This is a genomic window from Anaerotignum propionicum (assembly GCF_024461735.1).
In the GTDB taxonomy this organism is placed as follows: domain Bacteria; phylum Bacillota; class Clostridia; order Lachnospirales; family Anaerotignaceae; genus Chakrabartyella.
The window spans coordinates 209,994-233,588 of the sequence record NZ_JANGAD010000002.1; the positions used below are offsets into that span (position 1 = coordinate 209,994).

Consider the following 23,595-nt stretch of genomic DNA (forward strand, 5'->3'; position numbering starts at 1 on the left):
CGAAAACGAACAAAGTACATATTTTTAAAGGAGGAATGTAACGATGAAGAAAGTAATATCTTTCTTGATGGCTGCAGCCATGGTTACTTCACTTGTTCCCGCAACAGCGTTTGCGGCAGGCGATGTAACTGCTACAGCTAAAGTAATCGATGCCTTGGAAAGAGGCAAAGATTTCAACGGTGTGATTGATACAGCCAACGCACCAGAATTACAATTGAAGGTTACAAGTGCAGACTATACAACAGGTAGCGGCACTGCACCTACAGTTGATGTAACAGTATCTTTGGATGGTGCAGAATTTACTGCAAAAGATGCAGCTGGTTTTAACGCAATGGTTAAAACACCTTCAACAGCAGTTACTGTAGCAACAAAGGAATTTACAGAAGATGAAGTAACTTACACCCTGACAGGCCAGTTTAAGAAGGACGACGTTCTTGCAATTAACTTGGCTTCCAAAATGACAAAGGTTTCTGTTGGTAAAACAGCAACTGTATCCGTTGATTCCAAAATGGCAAAAGCTGATGATTTAGTTTATGCATCCGTTTTGGACAAAGGTATCAAAGCTTCCGTTAAGAAAACAGTAAGTGTAGCTGTTGACGAAGTAGCAGAAATTAACAGCAAGGGCTTAAAAATCGAACCCTCTGTTGATGATTCTTACGTGGTAGGTACACAGTTCACTTTAAAGCTTTCCAAAGGCTTTGAATTTGCAAATTCCACAGTAACAGGCGTTACTGATTGGAAGATTGATGGCAACGAAGCTACTTTTACAGCACCTTCCGTTGATGAATTCACTTTGACAGGTATCAAAGTTGAAGCTACATCCGCAAAGGTTGGCGACGTAGCTACAATCAAAGTAACAGCGAAAAACGTTGGCACAGCTTCCGTAGAAGTTGCTAAGGTTGTTGATTACAAAGTAGGCGTTTCCGTTGATGCAGACGCAGATGTACCTGTAATCTACAGTGGTACAGACGTTAAAAACACAGGCTTGACAGATGATTCCGATCACATGACCTTAGAAGTAACAGCAGAGGAAACTTTCCCCGGCGCTTGGTCCATGAGACAGGGCTTCAACTTCACATTGCCTGAAGGCGTATACGTAACAGACGTAGACGTTACTGAAGCAGAAAACTTCTTACAGAATGGTAAAGCAGTTGGTACAACTGAATGGGAAGCAGCTTTCAAAGCAGCTTACGATAAAGGCGATTACCACGGCTTCACATTTGCAAAGAGAGTATTTGATGATGTAAATACAAACCTTGCTACTGATCCTGCAAGTGTTACCTTTAAGTTAGAGCTTGTAGCAGACCCTACTTTCGAAGGCGATGTAAAATTAGGCTTTGAAGGCGCTTTGGTTGACAAACAGGAAGTAACTGTAGCAAAATTCGTTAAACCTTACACAGTTAAAGCAGAACAGAATGACGTAATCATCGATTACAGAAACACATCTGTTAAAACACCTATCACAATTACAGAAGCAGAAGCAGGCTTATGGGCAGCTAACTCTGTATTCACACTTACAGTAGATAGAGGCGACATGATTCAGTTTGAAGATGACGCAACCTTCTCTGTAAACGATTCCGGTTTGGAATTGAAAGATGAAAAGACAAAAGATGGTCAGCTTGCATTTACTGTAAAGGGCGAATCTGACGAAGTAGCAACTGTAGAAATTAAAGATATCGCATTGTTCATGCAGAGAAACGTACCTGCAGGCGCTTATGACCTGAAGGCTGATACAGCAATGAGCACAGCTTATGACAAACAAGCAATCTATGCAGCAGATGGTAAAGACAACAACATCATTGATGACGTTGCAGATTACAGCAAAGTTGTAAAAGAAGCTTTCATCAATGTAGTAACAAGCGGTAGAGACAATGACAACCTGTTCACAACAAAGGTAGTAGTACCTGTTGGCGAAGCTTACTTAATGGCTGGTTCCGAAAGAGTTGAATTGGACGCTCCTGCTTACATCAGCGCAACTAACTACACAATGCTTCCTATCAGAGCAGTATCTAAGGCTCTTGGTGTAAACACAAACAACGTATTGTGGAGTGCTGAAACAAAAACAATCACAATTATGTATGCACAGAGAATCATTACTATGGTAGTTGGTCAGAAGACAATCAATGTAAACGGTTCTTCCATCCCTGCTTCCGCAGCACCTGAAATCACAAACAACAGAGCATTCTTGCCTATGAGAGATTTGGCTACAGCTTTGGGTGTAACTGATATCACATGGGATGCAGCAACAAGAACAGCTACATTGAACGGTAGCAAATAAGAAATGCAGGAACTTGAGGGCTTAGTCCTCAAACCCCCACAAGGGAGTTTCCCTTGACCTGTTAAGGAGGGGCAGACAATGGTCTGCCTCTCTTTTTATGTTACAATCAGAGATTGTGGGACTAAGGTAAAACTTTTTTGAAAAAGCAAAAGGGGCATATAGTGTCCTTTTTTTTGTTATACCCCCCTATATCTTGGTCATGAAATGGGACAAGCCCCAAGGTATTGAAAACCTCTCTAAGTGCTGTGAAACTGGCATATTTGGGCAACGTTGCTCCTATATTACAGTTATGTTACATTTTGCCAATGTCTCTTGCCATTTTAAGAATCCCTGCGTATAATAATCTTGCATAGTAAATGGTAATGCTTTCCTATTGATGAAACGGAACGGGACGGGAGGCAGAGCTTAGGGACGGCGTTTTGCTCTCTTAAATGGGTGTGAGGGGAGAATAAAGAAACTAAGGTTTGGCAAACGAAACGGAAAGGGACGTTGGTAGTAAAGTTGCACAATTGAAAAGCATTCGTTGTATAATTATAAAACGAAACACAAACAAATACTTAAATGTTAAAAGGAGGAATTAAACGATGAAGAAATTTATTTCTTTCGTTATGGCTGGCGCCATGGTGGCTTCCCTTGTACCTGCAACTGCATTTGCAAAGGGCGATGTTGAAGCAACAGCTAAAGTCATTGATGCTTTAGAAAAAGACAAAACTTTCGACGGCAAAATCAATGCAAGTACAGTATCTGATATCCCTGAACTTCAGCTGAAGGTAACATCAGCATCCTATCAGCAATCTACTTCTACAACTCCAGAAATGGATGTAACAGTAACTCTGGACAATGCTGATTTTGACAAGGATAAATTCGATGTGTCCAAAAATCTTGGTATCCGTTTGGATGACAGCACCACTGTAGATAACAACAATACAGCTGTGGCATCTGCTAAAAAGAAGCTAGATGATGAAAAAGCAGCACAAGCATTGGCGCAAAAGGATTATGACGATGCTGTTAAAGCGCTTCCAACAGTAACCGTACCTAAAACAACAAGATTGACAGCAGCAGAGGGGAATTACAAACCTGGTACAACAGAATCAGGTGACGCAGTAGACGATTTAAAAGATGCAAAAGATGCTGTTGAAACTGCAAAGTTAGCTGTAAAAACAGCAGAAGAGCTTGTAGCATCAACATATGCTGCTTATTTAGCAGATTCCACTAAGGAAGCTGCTTGGACTGCTGCTAAAGCAGACCTAGTAGTAAAGCAGGATGCAGTAGCTCCTCTTGAAACAGCAGTTCAGACAGCTCAGACAGCTTACGACAAAGCTAAAGCAGAATATGAAGCGGCTAAGGCTGAATATGATAAGATTATTGAAGATGCAACAGCAGCAAAGGTGAAAACCCAGTTGGATGCATTGAATGCAGCAAAAGATAATACAGCAAAAGCACAGGCTGCTTATGATGCAGCAGTTGCAGCTGCAGGCACTGGCAATGGTGTTGTTACTTTTAAAGATGTTAAATTTACTGATTCAGACGAATTGGAATTCACAATCGTTGGTAAATTAAGCAAAGATGATGTAATCTTCCTTGATTTGGTTTCCATTATGGACAAAACCAGCGAAGGTAAAAAGGCAACTGTATCCGTTGATTCTAAGATGGTAAAGGTTGATGACTTGACTTTTGCTTCTGTTTTAAGCAAAGGATTGAAAGTTTCCATCAAAAAGACTGTAGACGTAGCTACAGATGAAGTTGTAACATTGAACAGCAACGGTTTGAAGATTGAAACTTCTGTTGGTGAATTCACAAAGGATCAAGTTATCAAATTAAAGCTGAACAGTGGTTTTGAATTCGTAAAAGGTCATTTAGGTACAGCTGGTACTGATGCAGATGTATCTTGGGTAGATGATAAAGAAATGGAATTAAAGATTACTGCTACTGGTGCAGGTAAAGACGAAATCACATTGAAAGAAACACAGGTTGAAGCAACTACAGCTAAATCTGGTGCAGTAGCTACAATCACAGCAAGATCCAACAACATGGATTCCGCTTCTTGCGAAGTAGCTAAAGTTGTAGATTACAAAGTAAGCTTAACAGTAGATGCAGATGAAGATGTTCCTGTAATCTACAGTGGCGTTGATAAGGAAAACACTGGTATCACAGATGATTCCGATCACTTGTCCTTGGAAGTAACAGCAAAAGAAAGCTTCCCTGGCGCTTGGTCCATGAGACAGGGCTTTAACTTCAACTTGCCTGAAGGCGTTTATGTAACAGATGTTAAAGTAAATGGTGCTGACAATTTCAAAATTGTAAGAGACGGTAAAAAAGAATCTGAAGGCGCTAATAAATCTGACTGGGAAGCTGCATTCAAGACAGCATACCAGGATGGTGACCACAAGAACTTCGAGTTCAAGAAGAGAGTATTCAACGATGTTGATACAATATTGGAAAAAGATCCCGCAGAGCTTACATTCCAGCTTGAATTAGTAGCTGATCCTACTTTCGAAGGCGACGTTAAATTGGCATTCGAAGGCGCTTTGGTTGACAAGCAGGAAGTAACAATTGCTAAATTTGTTAAACCTTACACAGTTAAGGCAGAGCAGAACGATGTAATCATCGACTACAGAAACACAGATGTTAAGACTCCTATCGTAATCACAGAAGCTGAAGAAGGTCTGTGGAAGAAGGATACAACATTCAAATTCAACATCGAGACTGGTAATATTACATTCGAAGATGACCCTACATTCACAATCGACAAGGATTCCGATCTGAAGTTGAAAGATGACAAGGCTGATAAGGGCACAGTGAAGTTCGCAGTTAAAGAAGAATCTGACAAGGCAGCATCCGTAACAATTTCCGATATGAAACTGTTCATGCAGAGAAACATCCCTGCAGGCGCTTACGATTTGGAAATCACTACAACAATGAATGAAGCTTACGACAGACAGGTTCTCTTTGCTCCTGATGCAGATTCCGTAGAGAAGTGGACATCTGGTGATCGTCCTTCCGAAAGCAAAACAAAGAAAGACAGCTATGTAGATGACGTTTGCGATTACAGCGATGTTGTAAAAGCAGCTTTCATCAACGTAGTAACATCCGGTAGAGACAATGACAACCTGTTCACAACAAAGGTAGTTGTACCTGTTGGCGAAGCTTACTTGCTTGCTGGCGAAGCTAAAGTTGAATTGGATGCACCTGCTTACATCAGTGCAGCTGGTTACACAATGCTTCCTGTAAGAGCAATCTCCAAGGCTCTTGGCGTAAACACAAACAACGTATTGTGGAACGCAGAAACAAGAACAGTAACTGTTATGTATGCTCAGAGAATCATCACTATGACTGTTGGTCAGAAGACAATCTATGTAAATGGTTCCGCTATCCCTTCATCCGCAGCTCCTGAAATCAAAGACGGCAGAACATTCTTGCCTTTGAGAGATTTAGGCACAGCTTTGGGCGTAACAAACGTTAACTGGGATGCAGCAACAAAGACAGCTACATTGAACTAATCAATTGCAACTGAAATAAAATCTTAAAGGCTTGCCTTTAAGTATCCCGAAAGGGGCAGACAATGTCTGCCCCTTTTTTGTTGTAAGTTTCAGGAAAAACAATAAAAACAACATAAGAAATGATTAAGATATCCTTAATTCACTGGTATTTTCGTAAAAATATGATATAATTGGTTTTATTATAAAAGCAAATGAACCTTTAAGGAGGAAATACCATGAAAAAAATAATCGGGAGCGCCAGAGGTGCTGTGGCACTGGCTCTGGTGGTAACTCTTTTTGGTACTACAGCATATGCCGCAGAGGCTGCTCCAACTACAGAAACAGTTACAACCCAAGGAGAACAGGCAACCCCTGTTTTGACTGTTGAGGAAGCTTTGGAAAAGGCAAAAAAACATAGTGTAGATTTGGCTGATTTACAGAAGCAAAGTGATTTTTTGCAGGAAACAAAGGAAGATATTTGGGATGCAGTAGGTACTTTTTCAGTTCCAACCTATGAATATCAAAAATGGGTAAATGATGGGGTATATAGTTACACATCCGGCATTTATTCTACAAATAGTGGTATGACCGCAACTAAATACTCCACCCAAATTACAAATTTGGTGTTAGAAACTACTGTGAAAAGCACGTTTTCATCTATTGTAGAAAATGAAGAGTCTCTTGAATTATTAAAGGAAATGCAGGCAATTAAGAAAACGTTATATGAACAGGGACAAACCAAGTATAATTTGGGGATGCTCAGCAAGTATAAGCTGGATCAATTAAAAGCCGAATATGATACCAGCAAGGTAAATGTGTATCAGCTGGAAAGAAATTTGGAACAAATGTACATAAACCTGAATAATCTGATGGGTGAATCAGCAGATAAAAAGTATGTAATAGAGTATGATGTTGAGTTTGAACCCTATGTATTACAAGGGTCTTTGGAGGCATATATTAATGCGTCTATGAAGAATGATTATTCCATTCTGTTAAAAGAGCAGGCTGTGGAAGATGCCAAGTTTAATAAAAACTTTGTATCGGAGTCTACATTAGATAGTACCAATAAAAAGAATAAGCTTACATATGAATCTGCCCAAAGAGCCTATAAATCGGCAAAAGAGGATAAAGAGATTGCTATTCGCAATGCATATATTAAATTGCAACAATCGGAAGTAAATTATAATCAGTTAAAAGCTGATTTGGAACAGACAAAAGCTACTTTAAAAACTGCTGAAGTAAACTATAAAATTGGTAATACAACAAAGCTTACTTTGGATCAGGCTCAATTAGCAGTTACAAAGGATGAGTTTGCATTGAAAAGTTTTGCAAGAAGTTATGATATGCAAGTGTTTACATTTAAAAACACTAGTTTAATTGCTGGTGGAAGTACAGGTACCAGCGGAAGCAGTAAAAGTGGTGGCAGCGCAAGCAATGATAGTGCTGAAGGCTAAATAATAGAATTAGAAAAACGTCCATGCAAATATGGGCGTTTTTTTATTTGTTTTAAGTAATTGAAAAGAAGACCAGCGCTAGGTATAGTTTCCTTTCTTTTTGGAAAAATAAGCAAAAGGAAAGGCGGTGGAATTTATGCAGATTTCAAAAAATCTGTCGGAAAATATGATTACAATCAAGGAAGCCTTCCGCGACTGTGGAGACGTGATCATGCGGGAGTTTGTTGTTGGCAGAGGAAAATCAAGGCTTTTTATGATTTATACAGATAATATCGTAAATGGGGAAACAATAAATAATTTTATTATGACCAATTTAATGAGTCGTTATAAGGAATGTAATGAAAGCGGTTTATTAGACGTTTTCATGGAAGATATTATTGCCGTAGGTGAGGTAAGTAAGATTAATGAAATTCAACAGGCGTTGGACGCTGTTCTATTGGGGGATACGGTACTTTTCATGGAAGGAAATGCCTTCGCCCTTGAAGTTTCCACAAAAGGCTTTCCTTCTCGTGGTGTCAATCAGGCGCAAACAGAAGTGGTAGTGCTGGGGCCTAAGGACGCTTTTTTAGAGGTAATGGCAACAAATATCGTATTAATTCGACGTCGAATCCGGGATAACAAACTTAAATTAAAGAGGAAAAAAATCGGTACACGGAGCAAGACCGATGTTGCCCTAATGTATATGGAAGATTTGGTGCGGCCAAAAACACTGGAACTTGTGGAGAAACAGCTGGATACCATTAATTTAGATGCAATTTTGGATAGCGGTTATGTGGAACAGCTTTTGGAGAAACGTTGGGCGTCTCCTTTTCCTCAATTACAGATGACGGAAAGGCCTGATAAAGCGGCTTCGGCATTATTAGAAGGCAGGGTGGTATTGGTTATAGACAATACACCTGTTGTTGTCATGCTGCCTGTTACCCTTAATGTCTTTTTTCAGGCAGCGGAGGATTATTATGACCGCTGGCAGATTATGAGCTTTATACGAGCCATACGCTATGTGGCAGCGGTGGTTGCCATTGCCTTACCGGGACTTTATATCGCCTTGTCAGTATACCATCCGGAGTTGATACCCACTGCCTTGGCAATAAAAATAGCCGCCACAAGGCAGAGCATACCTTTTTCCGTGGTAGGAGAGGTAATTATTATGGAGCTGGCTTTTGAACTTCTGCGGGAGGCGGGCATTCGTTTACCCTCACCTGTAAGCTCCACCATTGGCATTGTGGGTGGTATCATTATCGGGTCGGCAGCAGTAGAGGCAGGAATAGTCAGCCCCACCGTTGTCATTATCTCTGCACTTACAGGGATTTGCTCCTTTGTCATTCCTAATATTGCTTTGGTCTCTGGGTTAAGACTTAGCAAGTATTTAACTATATTTTTATCGGCCATTTTCGGGTTATTTGGCCTTTGGATTGCTTTGTTATTCATATTAGCCCATTTGTGCAGCCTGACATCCTATGGAATTCCCTTTATGTATCCATTTTGTTCGGCGTCAGTCAATGATGACATAGACTGGGAGGATACAATACTCCGTATGCCATTGCAAAAAATGAAACGTCGCCCGATTTTCACAAAGCCATCAGCCAGGGGGCGGAAAGGGGGAGCATAAACTATGTTTGCAGAAAACTATAAGATTTCTGTGCGGCAGTTAGAAATATTGCTGCTGTTATATTATTTTGGAACTACGGTTTTATTTCTGCCCAGTGATGCGGCAGTGGTGGCAGGAAATGCTTGCTGGATTGTTACAATTATCTGGGGTGTTTTATCTTCCATTTTAGCGGTATTTCTGGTGTATTGCGGAGAAAGACATCCTTCCTATACAGCGGTGGAGTGGTATAAACACTCCTTTGGCCGGGTCATTGGCAAGGCTTTGGCTTTTGGGCTTGGAGGGAAGTTGATTTTCGACGGAGCAATGGAATTGCGCTTGTTCTGTGACGTTGTATCTTCCTCTATGTTACCAAGAACCCCTCAGTGGCTGCTAATCGCCTTAACTCTATTTTTGTGTTGTTTAGCGGCCTCATATGGGATGGAATGCACCGCTAGAGTCGGTGAAATATTATTTTTCTTAGTATTTATTCCCCTTATTTTTGTGTTGATTTTTGTGGCTATTTCATCGGGCTACAATCGGGTATTACCCATACAATTTCCTGATCTTAAAGGAATGAAAGATAGTATGCCATCCTTTGCTCCATTATTGCAAGGTTTTATGGTATTCTTTTTCATTTTTCCAAGCTTGGAAAAAAGAAGACATATGAAAAGGCGAATTTGGCTGACTTGTATTTTTGCTACAGCAGTAATCTCCGTTTTGGTCTTTTTATCTCTTGCAGTTTATGGAACAGAGGTATTAGCTGAAAAGCTTATGCCTACCCTGCAGATGATGGAGAGAGTAAGTTTTTCCGGCATCTTTTTAGGACGGCAGGATTTATTTTTAATTTGGTTGTGGATGGTTACCACGTTCTTGTATGTTTCAGGGATGATTTTTTTTGGCATTGAGCTCTTTAACCGATTATTTCGGACGAAAAAGATAACTCGAAATCGGTGGCTTATTTTATTAGCACCACTACTGTTTATCGTGGCATTGTTGCCCAAAGATATGGCCGGTGCCTATTGGCTGAGGGCAGGGGTGGCACCTTGGTTGAGTGGTATTTTCTTCATACTTCTACCGATTTTAATGCTTTTTATAGACGTAATCAAAGGGAGGGGCAGACATGAATAAATGGAAGTGGATTATTATTACAATATTGCCCCTTTTTATTACTACGGGTTGTTGGGATAAGAGAGACCCTGAGGATCGAGAATATATGATAACCATGGGAGTAGATAAGGGAGAAGCAGGATATACCATTTCCTTCGCCCCTGCAAAGACCCAGGAGCGAGAACCGGAGAAGATGGTTTGTCAAGGGAAAACTTTAGCAGATGCCATTGCTTTTAATGACAGCCGAAGTTCACGTAAAACTGAGTTGGGACAGTTAAAAATGATTGTTTTTGGGAAAAGCATTTTAGAGGATAAAGAAATGTTGAAGTCTTTATTGGAAGAGCTAAAGCGTAGTCAAGACATTTCCAAAAAGGTGACGGTTTTGGGAACGGCGTCAACAGCAGAGGCATGTATAGATGCTATGCTGGAGCAGGATGATGGTACGGGTCTTTACCTTTGGGAGTTTTTTAAAAATACTGCAAAGGAAGTTGGCGTAACAAAAGGTTTGGATATGGACACCTTTTTTACCGAACTAAAGGAGCGTAAAGGTTCATGCGTTTTGCCAAGAATACAGCCTGAGGAAAAGGGGCTCTATCTAGGCGGTGGCGTTGTCTTGACCGACACGAAGCTGCTTACCTTCTTGGATGACAAAGAGGAACAGGGTTATTTGCTTTTGCTTGGAGAGGCCGAGGGTGCAGTTTTAGATGCCCAGTCTGAGGGCAAAATAATTCCATTGAGGATTGCCCGTAGTCATGTTAAATACGATTTTAACACACAGCAAAACGGAATCACTACCTGTAATATTCATGTAAAATTATATGGAGAGCTTTTGGGAAATACAAATACAGATGCTTTTAGTGAAGAAGGCACCAAGAAGATGGAGAAACTTTTTAATGAAATTATAAAATCAGAGGTAGAAAAAACTATGGAAATCGGCAAAAAAAATAGCACAGCAGAATTCCTTGGCTTGGCAGTGCGTTTACGTCGTGAAAATCCCCAGTTTTCAGGAGATTTTTGGAAGGATGTAACAATTACCATTGAGCCTGAGGTAAAAATTCGAGATACAGGTAGAATCCGTTGATTAAAATATGTAAAAAATGGTAATCATCCCTTTAACAAAGAAAAAAGGGTGAGGATATGGAGAGAATATATCAATTTGGAAAATTAGTAAAGGAACTATGGAAAAAAGAAAAGTGGTATTGGTGTGCCGCTGTTGTGATAGGTGTTTGTTTTAGTGCAGCATTTGGTGCCCATTGGACAAAAGGATATTCCCAAATGATACAGGGAGGAATTTCCGCAAAGGTAGTACGTTTTCATGTGTTGGCAAATAGTGACTCCGATGAGGACCAGGCACTGAAATTAAAGGTAAGGGATCAGGTTTTAAAGGAATATGGAGAACTCTTATCCGCCTGTGAAAGTAAGGAAGAAACTTTAGCCGCTTTAAGTGCTGCAAAGGAAGAAATCTGTAAGTCGGCACAAAAAGAGGTGATTGCACAGGGTTACGATTACCCTGTAAGTGTATCGTTGGTGCGCGAAGAATTTCCTTTTAAACGCTATGATGATTTGATTTTTCCCGCGGGTATTTATGATGCCTTACGTATTGAAATCGGTGATGCAGAAGGTCGAAATTGGTGGTGTGTGCTTTATCCGCAGATGTGCTATGTAGACGCATCTTGGGGGTTTTCTACAGGGGAGAGTCACCAAAGATTAAAAAACACATTAACTGACGAGGAATTCTTGGTTGTTACTGCTATGGAGCAAGAGAAGATAACTCCCAAAATTAAATTTAAAGTTGTAGAATGGTGGCAAGAACGAGAGTAAGCTTTTGGATTTTGTGATTCCCTCTCACAAAAGAATGCCCCTAACAAGCCTTGGTTGAATGGCTTGTTAAGGGGGCAAAAACTACTTTTGAAATAATAAGCGGATATACTTTTAAAAGTATATCCGCTTTGATTTTGCGACAATGAAATGACTCTTTCTCTATGAACTAAATTTAAAAGAATTTGGCAATACATATTTTAACCAAAGGTAACCACAAACTTTCCCATAATCAAGAATATTACAAGGATATGCAGTATAGCCGTAAGGGTAAAAACAAAGATAAAGTCCATATGGCGTGTTTTATGACGTTTGAACATCATTGCCAGCAAACCACCAAGACCTCCCCCTAAGATTGCCATGAGATAAAAATTCTTTTCCGGAACTCTACGCTTATGATTGATGGCGGCTTTTTTATCAAAAGCCATGGTTCCATAAATAATGAGGTTTATCAAAAGATAGTAGCCCATCAATATGGCAAACACCGTGCCATTAAAATGCATCTCGTTCATAAAGTTATCTCACCACGTTTCTCCAGTCCAAATCGCCTCTATCCAATGCCAATAACAGCACTTCTGCGGTGGCCAGATTTGTGGCAACAGGGATATTATGCATATCACACAGACGGAAGATAGAGTTGATCTCAGATTCATAATCCTGTGGAGAAACGGGATCTCTTAGAAATATCATAACATCAATATCGTTATTTACTATTTGCGCACCCATCTGCTGCTGTCCGCCTAAACGACTGGAGAGATACTTATGCACAACCAAATTTGCGGCCTCCTCAACAAGACGACCGGTGGTGCCCGTTGCATAAATGTCGTGTCTACAAAGAATATGTCTGTAGGCAATACAAAGGTTTTCCATTAATTTCTTTTTATTATCATGGGCGATCAAACCGATATTCATAACAATCCTCCCTCAAACAATGATTTTGTTTCTTTTTTTCTTATGTTTAAAACCAACCCGACAGCAATCATATTGGTCCACATGGAGCTGCCGCCATAGCTGACAAATGGCAGGGACATACCGGTATTCGGCAAAATACCAAGGGCAACACCGGCGTTTACAAAGGTTTGAAATGCAAACATTCCGGCGATTCCCGCCACAACTAACTGACTAAATAAATTTCTGGATGATATTGCTATTACTATACAACGAAATACAATAAAAAGCAAGACTCCCAAAACAAATATACAGCCGATAAAACCAAATTCTTCACCAATAACAGAAAAAATAAAGTCATTGTGGGGCTCAGGCAGGTAGCTTAATTGGTTCAGTGTTCCGTTGAAAAGTCCCTGTCCTGTAAACTGCCCGGAGCCAATGGCACTAATAGATTTTTCCGTTTGATAGTAAAGACTTGCATCTCTTTTGGGATCTACGAAAGAGAGAACACGGTTAAACTGATGAGGCTCAAAAATTTTATCCATAATCAGTGGGTGCTCTCTTGCAACATCCCATAAGATGAATACGATTATGGGCACTGTAATGACGGCCACATTTCGTATAAAGGTATAGCTAAGCCCTGCCACAAATAGTTGAATACAAAAAATTGCAATGAGTACCATACTTGCAGAAAGGGCAGGCTGCTTTTGAATTAATATAATGGGAATCATGATGTATGCGAATAGGAATCCCAAAAAAGGCAGGCTGTCTATCTTATTGTAATTCAATTTAATCATTTGCGCCATACAAATAATCATCATTATTTTGGCAAATTCTGAGGGTTGTATGGTTAAAGGGCCAATGGCAATCCATCTTACGGCACCCTTTGCTCCCGTACCCAATAAAAGTACTGCTAGAAGCAAAAGCAAATTGAAGCAATAAATTGGGATATGAAACTGCGCAAAGTATTCATAGTCAACATTTGCTGCAATGAGCATCAATATAATTCCTATGATAAAAAATGCAGCTTGCTTGACTACAAAGGTTGTGCTTTCTCCCATATTTACGTGGGTTGCGCTGGATATTGCAATCAAACCGAACAAGGTAAGAATTGCAATGGCAGCTAGAAGGGGTAAATCAAAATTTTGAACATATTTTTTCCATTCCATGAATCTAATTCCTCCAACCGGGGATAAGCCCCGTATTGCTGAAACAAGGAAAGCCGAGGGAATAGGAGGAATGCTCCTTTCTCGGCTCGCTTGTATTTTTAATCCTGCATCTTACGCATGCTTTTAATGGGGATATTTGCATACAGAACAGGAACAGTTCCGTTATTTTCTTCGGATTGGGTCTGTGTAATCTGGATATCCAGTTCTTCTTCGTCAATTTCCATATAGTTGGAAATCACCTTTATAATGTCTGTTTTCAACATTTCAAGAACCTGAGAGGAGCAGTTTACCCTATCGTGAACCAGAACAAGTTTCAATCTATCTTTTGCAACGCTGCCGGAAGGCGGTGCGTTTTTCTTTTTAAAGAAGCTAAAGAAATCCATGGGGACACATCCTTTCGTTTGGATAGTAAGATTTTAATGGCGGAAAAGGCCTTTTAGCTTTTCAAAAAAGCTCACAGGCGCTTCTTCAAAGGTCATAATGGGAACATCCTGACCTAAAAGTCGTTGAACAATATTCCGATAGGCTTGTCCTGCTCTGGATTCGGGATTAGTAACAGCAGGTTCGCCTTTGTTTGTGGCAATGACAATTGCTTCGTCATCGGGCACAACTCCAAGAATATCAACAGCCAAAATCTCAGTAACATCCTCGATATTCATCATGTCGCCTCTTTGTACTAAATCAATGCGCAAACGATTCAGAATGAGCATTGGATTATTCAAACCATTAGCCTCTAACAGACCAATGATACGATCCGCATCACGCACAGCAGAAACCTCCGGTGTGGTTACCACAACGGCTCTGTCTGCACCGGCAATTGCATTTTTGAAGCCTTGTTCAATACCTGCGGGGCAGTCGATGATAACAAAATCAAAGCCTTCCTCTTTTAAGCTTTCGCAAAGCTTTTGCATTTGCTCAGGGGAAACGGCATCTTTATCTCTTGTTTGGGCTGCTGGCAGAAGAAAAAGTCCATCATAACGCTTGTCCTTAATCAATGCTTGTTTCAGGCGACAGTTCCCCTCAACAACATCTACTAAGTCATAAACAATTCTATTTTCTAAGCCCATAACAACATCCAGGTTGCGCAGACCAATATCAGCATCAACTAATGCAACTTTTTTACCCAATACCGCTAAACCGCAGCCAAGGTTTGCGCTTGTAGTTGTTTTTCCTACACCGCCCTTACCACTGGTGATTACGATTACTTCACTCATTTATGTTCCTCCTAATCCAGAAGTCAAATTTTCTTTCTCCCAAAATAATTACGATAGGGAGCTTCGTATATATTACTATATTAACAAAAACTAGCAAGATTTGCATCCATTTTTTTTAGTAAAAACAGAAAAGATTTCCTATTTTACGACAGCGCCATGACGAAAATTTGCCCTTCTTGTACAAAAGCGTATTCTGGAGACTTATTTCCTCGTTTATTCTCATCAGGAAATCGGGTAATGATATCTCCAATTCTTAATTGCACAGGGGCCATATAGACAGCGGCGATAAATGCATCAGTCATTCCTTGGCATCCTGCGTGGGCCATTCCCTTTAACTGACCCAAAACGATTATGTTTCCTGTAGCTTTTAGCTCTGCACCCGGGTTAACATCACCTATAATAACAACACTTCCATCAAAATCAATTCTTTGACCATTTCGCAAAGAGCCTTTATGAAATTTTGTTAAATTGTGAGGAGCCATTTCTTTTTCCAATAAATTGGTTAAATGCAAAAGTTCGTTATTTTCTGTTTTGAGAAATGTAATTTCCATTGTAGTATGCTCTGTTATGATACGTAGCAGTTGCTGCTCCTCCTCATCAGAGAAAGTGCGGCCTTTAAATGCTAGAGAGGTTTTCACGTTGTCAAAAAATTTTCCTGCCTCTTGAACCTTTTTATCTAATTGTTCGCAAAGAACTTCAAAGGGTGCATCCTCGTGAAACAGTACGGTTACCCCGTCTTTCGTTCCTTTAAATATTACATAGTTTTCTAAATTCATAATACCCTCCTGTATCATTGTGTCATAACAGTCTGTAAATTGGTATTTTCGGGAGTATAGTCTAACCCTAGATATTTTGTAACAATTGCCTTCACAACCTCAGGCGCCGGTGAACCACTGCCTTCACCAAAGGGAATTAAAACGGTGATGGCGATTTGTGGGTCTTCGTAAGGGGCAAAGCAAACCAACCAAGTATGGGAGCTTCTGGTTTTATCCTCCTCAGCGGTTCCTGATTTTACGGCAACCTTTACAGGAAAATTCTTAAATGAGTTTCGCAAAGTACCTCTGGGACCCGATGCAACCTGATACATACCTTGATATACCTTTTTTAGGTTTGCATCTTGAAAATTCTTTACGTTTTCAGCAACTTCATCCGTTTTATAATACAAAGAGCCATCAGGGTTTTGCAATTGACTAATCATATGCAAACGGTACAAGGTTCCTCCGTTGGCAAGGGTTGAAACATATTTTGTTATTTGCGCTGGGGTATAACTATTTACCGACTGCCCAATGGCAGCACGGATGGTATCACCATCTGTCCAGCGGGTTTGGCTTGTGGTGGCATCAGGGTTAAAGGTTTTCACGATACGCTCCTTGTAGTAAGGTGAAGCCATGGTAGGAGCATATTCGTCTAATTCTAAACCGGTTAAGGAGTTCAATCCAAATGCGGCCATGTACTCATTTAAAGTAGTAATGCCAGCCTCCGTTGTGCCATCTTTCGCATTGCCCATTCGGAAGGCAACTTCATAGAAAAAGTAGTTACAGGATACTTCTAGAGCCGTTGCTACGTCTAAAAGGCCGTGAGTTCCTCCGTTGTTGCTGTAAAGCCAGCAACGAGCGTAGGGGGTCCCTGCGTCCTTAAAGATTCCCCCGTCTCGAATATGGGTGTTGGGGGTAATTACACCTGTTTCCAATGCCGCTAAGGCCGTTACCATTTTAAAGGTGGAACCAGGGGCTTTTTTCTGCTTTAGCGGACGGTTTACCAAAGGGGTATTTCCGTCTTGCAAAAGATCATTATAGTAGGAATTATTAAAGTTGTTTACCAACTCATTGTTATCATAGGATGGATAGGATACGCTGGCTAGAACCTCACCAGTACCTACCCGGGTCACAAAAACAGCACCTGTACAAGGATCCAAAGCCGTATCAGCAGGGCTGAATTCACCACTGTTTAATTTATTCAATACCATAGTTAAAGGGGAAATATGTCCGTTTTGCAGGGCGGATTTTTCCTCCTCTGTGGCAGTTAAAGTGCCCTGTTCAATGGCTACCAAAAGAGCTTCTCTTGTAGAGAAAGTGCCTCGAGCCACACTATCCAGCAAATAGGCCTGCACTCTGGAAATGGCATCTTCATCCTCCTTGGAAAAGTCCGGGTTTGCTGCTGCAAAACGGTCAAAAACCTGTTTTTGCACGCCATCGGTAGAGCGCATAAGCTTTGCGGCTGAAATATGATTTGCCTTAATCATAGCAATATACATATCAATGATGGAAACGGAGTTTTTCCCTGAATGGGTTAAGTTACCGATGATAGATTTGCGTAACTGTTCCTCTAGGGTATCGTAAGCGACTTTTTGCAGCTCGCTATCCAACGTTAAAAAGATATCTTTGCCAGGAGTAGGGTCAGTAGAATCAATCACGCTCATACGACGCCCTTGGTTATCAACTTCTATGGAGACCTTACCGTCGGTACCGTTTAGCTGACGCTCATAGAGCTTTTCTATGCCCGTTTGACCTACAATATCCGTCTGGGTATAAATGGGGTTCCCGTCTGAATCTAAATCATTTTTATATAATGCATAATCAGCTTCTGTCATTTGACGAATATATCCTAAGATATGGGCAAAGTATGGACCATTGGTATATTCTCGCAAAGAAACGGTATCCACCAGAACATTAGGAAAAATATCTTGATTTTCCTCCACGTAAGCCAAGGTTTTTTCGCTTATATTTGTTGCAACAGTAACAGATTTATACTGCTGATAGCGTTGCAAATACAGAGAATAACGGATTCCTAAGGTATCTCTAACAATATCTGTAGGTAAACCTTCCGGCAAGCCAAAATAGTCACGCAAATAGTCCAGCGTCTGAAGAGAGTCATAGCGAAGCTCTTCATTCTTCATACCGATGCTTTCTTTCCAGTTATCTTCTCTGGTTTGATTTTCATTAAATTGAAGGGTATAGGGATATTCCCTTGCCAGAGGAAGCTCATCAGAAGGAGTTTCTCCGTTTTCTGCTAATTTCAGAGCTAAGGTTAATGCCATGATGTTTTTATCGCTTAAAGAAATACAATATGAAACATAGGCTCTTTTTTGTGCCATAGTATAGGCAGCAGGGGCATGATATTTTTCGAATAAATAATTAAGGGCTGCCCCGGCATCTTCATCCTTTATTGTATCTGGAAGCTTTTGCGATTCTATCCAAGCTTTTGCTGCTTTTTTCTGTTCCCGTTCTGTGCCTTCAAAGGTAAAGCTATATGGCGCAGAGGAGGAGATTGGCAACGTATCAAAGGGAGTTGCTCCCTTTTCCCATAATTTCTTTGTTAGCTCAAGAATCAGATTTTCTTTATAAGCTGTTAAATCAAGGGTGATACTGTCGTCAATTTGTACGGAATATGCTACAGTATTGGTTGCCAAAGGCCTGCCATAGCGATCGTAAATATTTCCTCTGGGTGCAGGGACATTTACGGTTTTGGAAACGCTGGCAGTAATGGACGCATCATATTCCTGGCCATGGATGATTTGCAAGGAGAATAAACGCAGTAACAATATGAAAAAAAGCAAAAAAATTCCGCAGAGTAATACGAAAATTCTGCTTTTACATAGCTCACGAAAATGGTCTAAATAATTTCTCATCGGTTCCTCCTATTGAAACAGACGAATGTTCAGAATGATTTATAGATGGTGTTTGATACACCAAAGGGAGGCATCCTGTTTCAAGATTGATTGTGCCTAGAATAGGCGGTATCTGTACTTTTCTTTCAGCTCCAACCATTCGTTGATGCCAAATAAAACCCGGTAAATGGGCACTGTAACGATTGCGTTGTAAACAATAGTAGGAAGAAATACTTTTAGTATAAAAAATAAAAGATTTCCGTCCTTTCTTAATATCAGTTCTGTGGCAAAGTGTATGAATTCATATGCCCCCGCTGCAATAGTGCAAAAAATAATTGGCAGGAGATAGTTCTCTCTATAAAAATTCTTTTGACTTTTTCCAGTGAAATAGCTGATAACCAGAAATAAAAGAAGGTAGTAACCTTTGCTTGTACCAAAAAAAATATCAAACAACAATCCTGTACAGATACCTGCAATACAGCCCTCGTTGCTGCCCCGCAAAAGGGCGTAAGAAACAACAATAATCAATGCAGTGTTGGGAAAAATCCCCTGAATAGCAAGATGTTGAAATAAAGTTGTTTGCAATATGAAGTTAATCAATACCGTTAGGGCTGTAACAAGGATTCTCAAGGGTTTTCCTCCGTTGAATTTTTATCAATGACCAAAAGGGTGCCCAAATGCTTTAAATCCACAAAGGGCTCGATGATTGCATATTTTGTCAACCCATTGGCGTCGGTTTCGATTTTTGTAACTTTGCCAATGGAGAGTCCTTCGGGATAAACATCGGAAAGTTGTGATGTTACAATCTCATCACCTACTGCAATTTGGGCTTCGCCGTCGATATATTCCATTTTACACAGACCGTTGTTCATCAGGGTGTAATCACCTTTTACGACGCCTAAATCGCCGGTGCGCAGGCTCATGGCAGGTACGGCACTTCTGCTGTCTAATATAGATTGGGCCTTGGAATAATTTTTGCCGCTTTCCAAAATCTTGCCAACCACGCCACCAGGGGCAATGAGGATCATATTTGCTGAAACGCCATCTGTCGTGCCTTTGTCTGTGGTAAAAGTGTTATACCAAACACCGGGGTTTTTTGCAATAATCTTTGTTCCTGTACTTTTATAGTCAGGATATTTCTGAGCAATTTTCAGCAAAGCGGATAATCGTATGTTTTCTTTTTCATACTGCTCCAAACGTTTGCTTTCATCCTGTAGCTTTGCCAAATCTTCTTTTAACTGAGCATTTTCCTCTAAAAGAGCGGTTTTATCTTTTGCAGAGTCGGAAGTGCTTTCCACCCAGTTCCCGATACCCGTTGTGATATCCTGAAAGGGCGTAACAACAAAGCCAACAACGCTTTCCAGCAAAGTGGCATTCATGTTTTTTCCGCCTGCAAATAATGCAATGACAGTTATAATGATGATAAAACCAGCAATAATTTTCTTTTTATGTTCTTCCCAAAATTGAATCAAAGTGAAACGCTCCTTCAAGGCTAGGGGATACCCTTATATTTTTGGATTAAAAGAGTGCTTTTCTGGGAGAGATCAGCACAGATTTCAATTTGTCAATGTGCTCCAAAACAAGACCTGTACCCATTGCAACACAATTAAGTGGTTCATTGGCAATATGGACGGGCATTCCTGTTTCAGAAGAAATCAGTCTATCCAATCCTCTCAGCAGTGCGCCGCCCCCTGTGAGGGTAATTCCCAATTCCATAATATCAGCAGCCAATTCAGGCGGGGTTGCTTCTAATGTTTGTTTAATGGTTTCAATAACGGAATTTACAGGTTCAGCTAGTGCTTCACGAATGTGAATGGAGGTAATTTCAACGGTTTTTGGCAAACCACTAATCAAATCCCTGCCACGAATTTCCATCAATTCTTCTTTTTCCAAAGGATATGCTGAACCGATGGTGATTTTGATTTCCTCTGCTGTACGGTCACCAATGGCCAGGTTGAATTCTCTTTTAATAAAGTTCACAATGGCATTGTCCAAAGCGTCGCCGGCTACCCGTAGGGAGGTGCTGGTAACGATACCGCCAAGGGAAATCACGGCTACCTCGCTTGTACCACCGCCGATGTCAACAACCATGCTGCCAGTGGGGTCGGCAATGGGAAGTCCTGCACCTATGGATGCAGCCATGGGTTCCTCAATCAAATAGGTGTCTTTATCCTTAGAGCCTGCAGCAATGGCAGCCTCTAAAACTGCTCTCTTTTCCACTTCTGTAACGCCGGAAGGCACGCAAATAACAATGCGTGGTCTTGGGCCAAACATAGAGCGAACGTATGCCTTGTTGATAAAATAACGTAACATTGCCTGCGTTACATCAAAATCTGCAATTACACCATCCTTCATGGGGCGAATGGCAACGATATTGCCAGGAGTACGGCCAATCATGTCTTTTGCCTCATTTCCAACGGCAAGAACCTCTTTTGTTTGTGTGTTAATGGCAACAACAGATGGTTCATTTACAATGATGCCCTTCTCTTTCATATATACCAGTGTATTAGCGGTACCCAAGTCGATACCCATATCCTTAGAAAACATTTTTAAAGCCCCTTTCCTATAAGAGAACCTGTTTTAATACAGATTTCATTGTTGGCATAAGTAATATTTCTATAAAAAGCCTTATATTCTATCATAACTCTTTTTATGAATCTTTTCAATAAAAATTGACTGCCATTTTTATTGAAATGGGCAGTTCTTCCATCCTGTAAAAATGACAGAAAAAAAGCCGCCAGGCGGCTATGATATTTACAGCTTACGGTATACCATGAATGCAACGAAAATGCCAATAATTCCCGCGATGGTAAATCGAATGGTAATGGCAAACTGTAGGGTAAGCACGCCGATATCAAGAACCAGCGGAGAGGTAAGACCAAACTTGCTGCCATAGGTCAGCCAATTTAGTGCAGGTACATCTGCAAAGAGGCTTCCGATAAACCCACCAAGAACAACGCCGGCTAAAATAAATAAAACCAGCACCCAAACATTTTTTGTTTGCCCCTTCAAACTTGTCTCCCCCTAACTTCTTCTGAGCAAAAATGCAACAGTACCGTAGAACAGTATATTTCAATCTGCTGCTTATTGCAAGTAATTATACCATATTTGGAAAATAGGGTAAAGGGAACAAAAAATAAAAATCAATTAAAAGTGTCGGTCAAAAAGTCAATATATGTTGAAAAAAGTCTAGTTCAAAACAGTTTAGAAATAAAAAGTGTTAAAACGAAATATTCCTTGAATGGTATGTTGGAATCCTGAAATTTTTTAAACATCAATTTTACACCCGCAGTTTTAAAAACTATTTTAATTAGAAGGGCCTTAAAAATATTTTTTGGAGTTGAATTAGTGGTGAGTCATTTTATGTTTGATGTAAATAAACATGTAGCTTTTTTCTTGCTACAATTCATCATTCTAAATGAAAAGAAGCCCCTTTCTATAAGCTTTTCAACTTACAAAAAGGGGCTACTGGTTACGGATTAATTATTCAGTTTTTGCTTCTTCCTTTGCAGGAGCTTCCTCTTTGGTGGCTTCTGTTTTAGGAGCCTCCGCCTTAGGAGCAGCCTGAGCAGGAGGTGCGGGTTTTTTGCCCGTAATTACGTTCTTAGGACACTTATTCGCACAAATACCACAAGCTTTACATTTATCGTAATCAATCACTGCCAGGTTGTCAATGACATGGATTGCGTCAAAAGGACAATTCTTTTCGCAAATTTTACATGCAATACAACCAACAGAGCAAACCTGCATTACGTTTTTGCCAATGTCCTTAGAGGAGCACTGAACTTTAACTTTATTTTTAGCAGGCAGAAGTTCAATGATATGCTTAGGGCATGCGGATACGCATTTGCCACAAGCAACACACTTATCTTTATCAACCACTGCAATGCCATCTTGAATTTCGATTGCATCAAAAGCACAAGCCTTTTTACAGCTGCCAAGTCCTAAGCAACCATAAGAGCAGCTTTTAGCGCCACCGGAAGCCAATTGAACAGCCATATTACAATCGTCAATACCAAAATACTCATATTTATCTTTTGCTTTTTCGCAAGTGCCACCACATTTAATAAATGCAGCAACAGGGTCGGCAGCAGAAGCTGTAACACCCATAATAGCACCAACTTTTTCAGCAACTGCAGCACCACCAACGGGACAACCGTTTACAGGTGCGTTTCCAGCTGCAATTGCAGTTGCAAGACCGCCGCAACCGGGGAATCCACAGCCGCCGCAGTTTGCGCCGGGAAGAACCTCTAAAATTTCACCAATTTTGGGGTCTTCCTCAACTTTGAAAACCTCACCGGCGATGCCAAGGCCTGCGCCAAAAACAACACCGAGTCCACCGATACTGAGGACCGGCAGTACAATATTTAACATGTCCATTTTTGTCACCCTCCCTGCATTAAAGTTTGATCAAGCCGGAGAAGCCTAAGAATGCGATGGACATAAGGCCTGCTGTAAGCAGAGCCAAAGGGAAACCATCAAAGGCCTTCGGTGTATCATTGTCTGCGATTCTTTCACGGATACCTGCAAACAGAATAATCGCCAAAGCGAAGCCTGTTGCACCACCAAAACCGTTTAATACGGATTCGATGAAGTTATAGTTCTTCTGCATATTCAAAACGGCAACACCCAATACAGCACAGTTTGTTGTAATCAAAGGAAGGAATACGCCCAGTGCCTGATAAAGCGCAGGAGCAGCTTTCTTTAAGAACATTTCTACGAACTGTACTAAGGATGCGATAACCAAAATGAACGCAATGTTATACAAATATGTGATGTTCAAAGGCACTAAGATCAGAGCATAAACAAGCCATGCTGCTGCTGCTGCCAAGGACATAACGAAGATAACGGCTACACCCATACCTACTGCTGTTTCAAGTTTTTTAGAAACGCCGAGGAAGGGGCAAATACCTAAGAACTGAGATAATACGTAGTTGTTTACGAAAATCCCGGCCAAAACCAATAAAATTAGATTCATTTAATTTCCCCTCCT

20 protein-coding genes are annotated in these 23,595 nt (G+C 40.6%); 7 read left to right on the plus strand and 13 right to left on the minus strand.

Translation table 11 applies throughout. The annotated features are described in order from the left end of the window. Positions 1–43: 43 nt before the first annotated feature. From NE558_RS03595 to spoIIR, 7 genes are all read left to right on the plus strand, one after another. Entirely contained in the window at positions 44–2,278 is a 2,235-nt protein-coding gene (locus NE558_RS03595) for a copper amine oxidase N-terminal domain-containing protein (protein ID WP_256148538.1), read from the plus strand. A gap of 584 nt (positions 2,279–2,862) precedes the next feature. After that, a complete protein-coding gene (locus tag NE558_RS03600; protein WP_256148539.1) occupies positions 2,863–5,778 on the plus strand; it encodes a copper amine oxidase N-terminal domain-containing protein in 2,916 nt (971 codons plus the stop codon). 215 nt (positions 5,779–5,993) lie between these two features. Beyond that, positions 5,994–7,211, plus strand: a complete 1,218-nt coding sequence (locus NE558_RS03605; RefSeq protein WP_256148540.1) for a TolC family protein — start codon at positions 5,994–5,996, stop codon at positions 7,209–7,211. A gap of 136 nt (positions 7,212–7,347) precedes the next feature. Continuing rightward, on the plus strand, positions 7,348–8,820 hold the full coding sequence (locus NE558_RS03610; RefSeq protein WP_256148541.1) for a spore germination protein: 1,473 nt from the start codon (positions 7,348–7,350) through the stop codon (positions 8,818–8,820). A 3-nt stretch (positions 8,821–8,823) separates the two neighbouring features. Further along, complete coding sequence (locus NE558_RS03615) at positions 8,824–9,927, plus strand: GerAB/ArcD/ProY family transporter (RefSeq protein WP_256148542.1); 1,104 nt, start codon at positions 8,824–8,826, stop codon at positions 9,925–9,927. Next, a complete protein-coding gene (locus tag NE558_RS03620) occupies positions 9,920–10,987 on the plus strand; it encodes a Ger(x)C family spore germination protein (protein WP_256148544.1) in 1,068 nt (355 codons plus the stop codon). The genes NE558_RS03615 and NE558_RS03620 overlap by 8 nt, the downstream gene beginning before the upstream one ends. Positions 10,988–11,043: 56 nt before the next feature. Then, positions 11,044–11,727: a stage II sporulation protein R gene (spoIIR, locus tag NE558_RS03625; protein ID WP_256148545.1), complete on the plus strand. Its 684-nt coding sequence runs from the start codon at positions 11,044–11,046 to the stop codon at positions 11,725–11,727. 197 nt (positions 11,728–11,924) lie between these two features. On the opposite strand, the gene NE558_RS03630 is transcribed toward spoIIR, so the two are convergent. The 13 genes from NE558_RS03630 to rsxA form a co-directional block, all read right to left on the minus strand. Further along, the gene (locus NE558_RS03630) at positions 11,925–12,236 is read right to left on the minus strand and encodes a DUF1294 domain-containing protein (RefSeq protein ID WP_256148547.1); all 312 of its coding nucleotides are present in this window, start codon (positions 12,234–12,236) and stop codon (positions 11,925–11,927) included. A 4-nt stretch (positions 12,237–12,240) separates the two neighbouring features. Beyond that, entirely contained in the window at positions 12,241–12,636 is a 396-nt protein-coding gene (locus NE558_RS03635) for a methylglyoxal synthase (RefSeq protein ID WP_066046645.1), read from the minus strand. Further along, complete coding sequence (rodA, locus tag NE558_RS03640; RefSeq protein WP_256148549.1) at positions 12,633–13,781, minus strand: rod shape-determining protein RodA; 1,149 nt, start codon at positions 13,779–13,781, stop codon at positions 12,633–12,635. Before rodA ends, NE558_RS03635 begins: the two co-directional genes overlap by 4 nt. 98 nt (positions 13,782–13,879) lie before the next feature. Beyond that, positions 13,880–14,164: a cell division topological specificity factor MinE gene (gene minE, locus NE558_RS03645; RefSeq protein WP_066046648.1), complete on the minus strand. Its 285-nt coding sequence runs from the start codon at positions 14,162–14,164 to the stop codon at positions 13,880–13,882. A 33-nt stretch (positions 14,165–14,197) separates the two neighbouring features. Continuing rightward, positions 14,198–14,995 (minus strand): septum site-determining protein MinD, encoded by a 798-nt coding sequence (gene minD / locus NE558_RS03650; RefSeq protein ID WP_256148550.1) that lies wholly within the window; start codon positions 14,993–14,995, stop codon positions 14,198–14,200. Positions 14,996–15,138: 143 nt separating this feature from the next. Then, positions 15,139–15,771, minus strand: coding sequence for a septum site-determining protein MinC (gene minC / locus NE558_RS03655; protein WP_256148551.1), 633 nt, complete (start codon positions 15,769–15,771; stop codon positions 15,139–15,141). Positions 15,772–15,785: 14 nt separating this feature from the next. Then, entirely contained in the window at positions 15,786–18,623 is a 2,838-nt protein-coding gene (locus tag NE558_RS03660; protein ID WP_256148552.1) for a penicillin-binding transpeptidase domain-containing protein, read from the minus strand. A gap of 96 nt (positions 18,624–18,719) precedes the next feature. Then, positions 18,720–19,232, minus strand: coding sequence for a rod shape-determining protein MreD (mreD, locus tag NE558_RS03665; protein WP_256148553.1), 513 nt, complete (start codon positions 19,230–19,232; stop codon positions 18,720–18,722). Next, complete coding sequence (gene mreC / locus NE558_RS03670) at positions 19,229–20,074, minus strand: rod shape-determining protein MreC (protein WP_256148554.1); 846 nt, start codon at positions 20,072–20,074, stop codon at positions 19,229–19,231. Before mreC ends, mreD begins: the two co-directional genes overlap by 4 nt. A gap of 46 nt (positions 20,075–20,120) precedes the next feature. Further along, positions 20,121–21,149, minus strand: coding sequence for a rod shape-determining protein (locus NE558_RS03675; protein WP_256148555.1), 1,029 nt, complete (start codon positions 21,147–21,149; stop codon positions 20,121–20,123). A gap of 207 nt (positions 21,150–21,356) precedes the next feature. After that, complete coding sequence (locus tag NE558_RS03680) at positions 21,357–21,614, minus strand: DUF4321 domain-containing protein (protein WP_256148556.1); 258 nt, start codon at positions 21,612–21,614, stop codon at positions 21,357–21,359. A 471-nt stretch (positions 21,615–22,085) separates the two neighbouring features. Further along, on the minus strand, positions 22,086–22,982 hold the full coding sequence (rnfB, locus tag NE558_RS03685; protein ID WP_256148557.1) for an RnfABCDGE type electron transport complex subunit B: 897 nt from the start codon (positions 22,980–22,982) through the stop codon (positions 22,086–22,088). A 19-nt stretch (positions 22,983–23,001) separates the two neighbouring features. Continuing rightward, positions 23,002–23,580, minus strand: coding sequence for an electron transport complex subunit RsxA (gene rsxA / locus NE558_RS03690; RefSeq protein ID WP_256148558.1), 579 nt, complete (start codon positions 23,578–23,580; stop codon positions 23,002–23,004). Positions 23,581–23,595: the final 15 nt, after the last annotated feature.

Coding starts and splice junctions, on each gene's coding strand:
- rsxA (WP_256148558.1), bottom strand. CDS start 23,580: ATGAATCTAATTTTATTGGTTTTGGCCGGGATTTTCGTAAACAACTAC.
- minC (WP_256148551.1), bottom strand. CDS start 15,771: ATGAATTTAGAAAACTATGTAATATTTAAAGGAACGAAAGACGGGGTA.
- NE558_RS03605 (WP_256148540.1), top strand. CDS start 5,994: ATGAAAAAAATAATCGGGAGCGCCAGAGGTGCTGTGGCACTGGCTCTG.
- NE558_RS03610 (WP_256148541.1), top strand. CDS start 7,348: ATGCAGATTTCAAAAAATCTGTCGGAAAATATGATTACAATCAAGGAA.
- rnfB (WP_256148557.1), bottom strand. CDS start 22,982: ATGGACATGTTAAATATTGTACTGCCGGTCCTCAGTATCGGTGGACTC.
- minD (WP_256148550.1), bottom strand. CDS start 14,995: ATGAGTGAAGTAATCGTAATCACCAGTGGTAAGGGCGGTGTAGGAAAA.
- minE (WP_066046648.1), bottom strand. CDS start 14,164: ATGGATTTCTTTAGCTTCTTTAAAAAGAAAAACGCACCGCCTTCCGGC.
- NE558_RS03635 (WP_066046645.1), bottom strand. CDS start 12,636: ATGAATATCGGTTTGATCGCCCATGATAATAAAAAGAAATTAATGGAA.
- NE558_RS03600 (WP_256148539.1), top strand. CDS start 2,863: ATGAAGAAATTTATTTCTTTCGTTATGGCTGGCGCCATGGTGGCTTCC.
- NE558_RS03620 (WP_256148544.1), top strand. CDS start 9,920: ATGAATAAATGGAAGTGGATTATTATTACAATATTGCCCCTTTTTATT.
- NE558_RS03615 (WP_256148542.1), top strand. CDS start 8,824: ATGTTTGCAGAAAACTATAAGATTTCTGTGCGGCAGTTAGAAATATTG.
- NE558_RS03630 (WP_256148547.1), bottom strand. CDS start 12,236: ATGAACGAGATGCATTTTAATGGCACGGTGTTTGCCATATTGATGGGC.
- spoIIR (WP_256148545.1), top strand. CDS start 11,044: ATGGAGAGAATATATCAATTTGGAAAATTAGTAAAGGAACTATGGAAA.
- NE558_RS03660 (WP_256148552.1), bottom strand. CDS start 18,623: ATGAGAAATTATTTAGACCATTTTCGTGAGCTATGTAAAAGCAGAATT.
- NE558_RS03595 (WP_256148538.1), top strand. CDS start 44: ATGAAGAAAGTAATATCTTTCTTGATGGCTGCAGCCATGGTTACTTCA.
- NE558_RS03675 (WP_256148555.1), bottom strand. CDS start 21,149: ATGTTTTCTAAGGATATGGGTATCGACTTGGGTACCGCTAATACACTG.
- rodA (WP_256148549.1), bottom strand. CDS start 13,781: ATGGAATGGAAAAAATATGTTCAAAATTTTGATTTACCCCTTCTAGCT.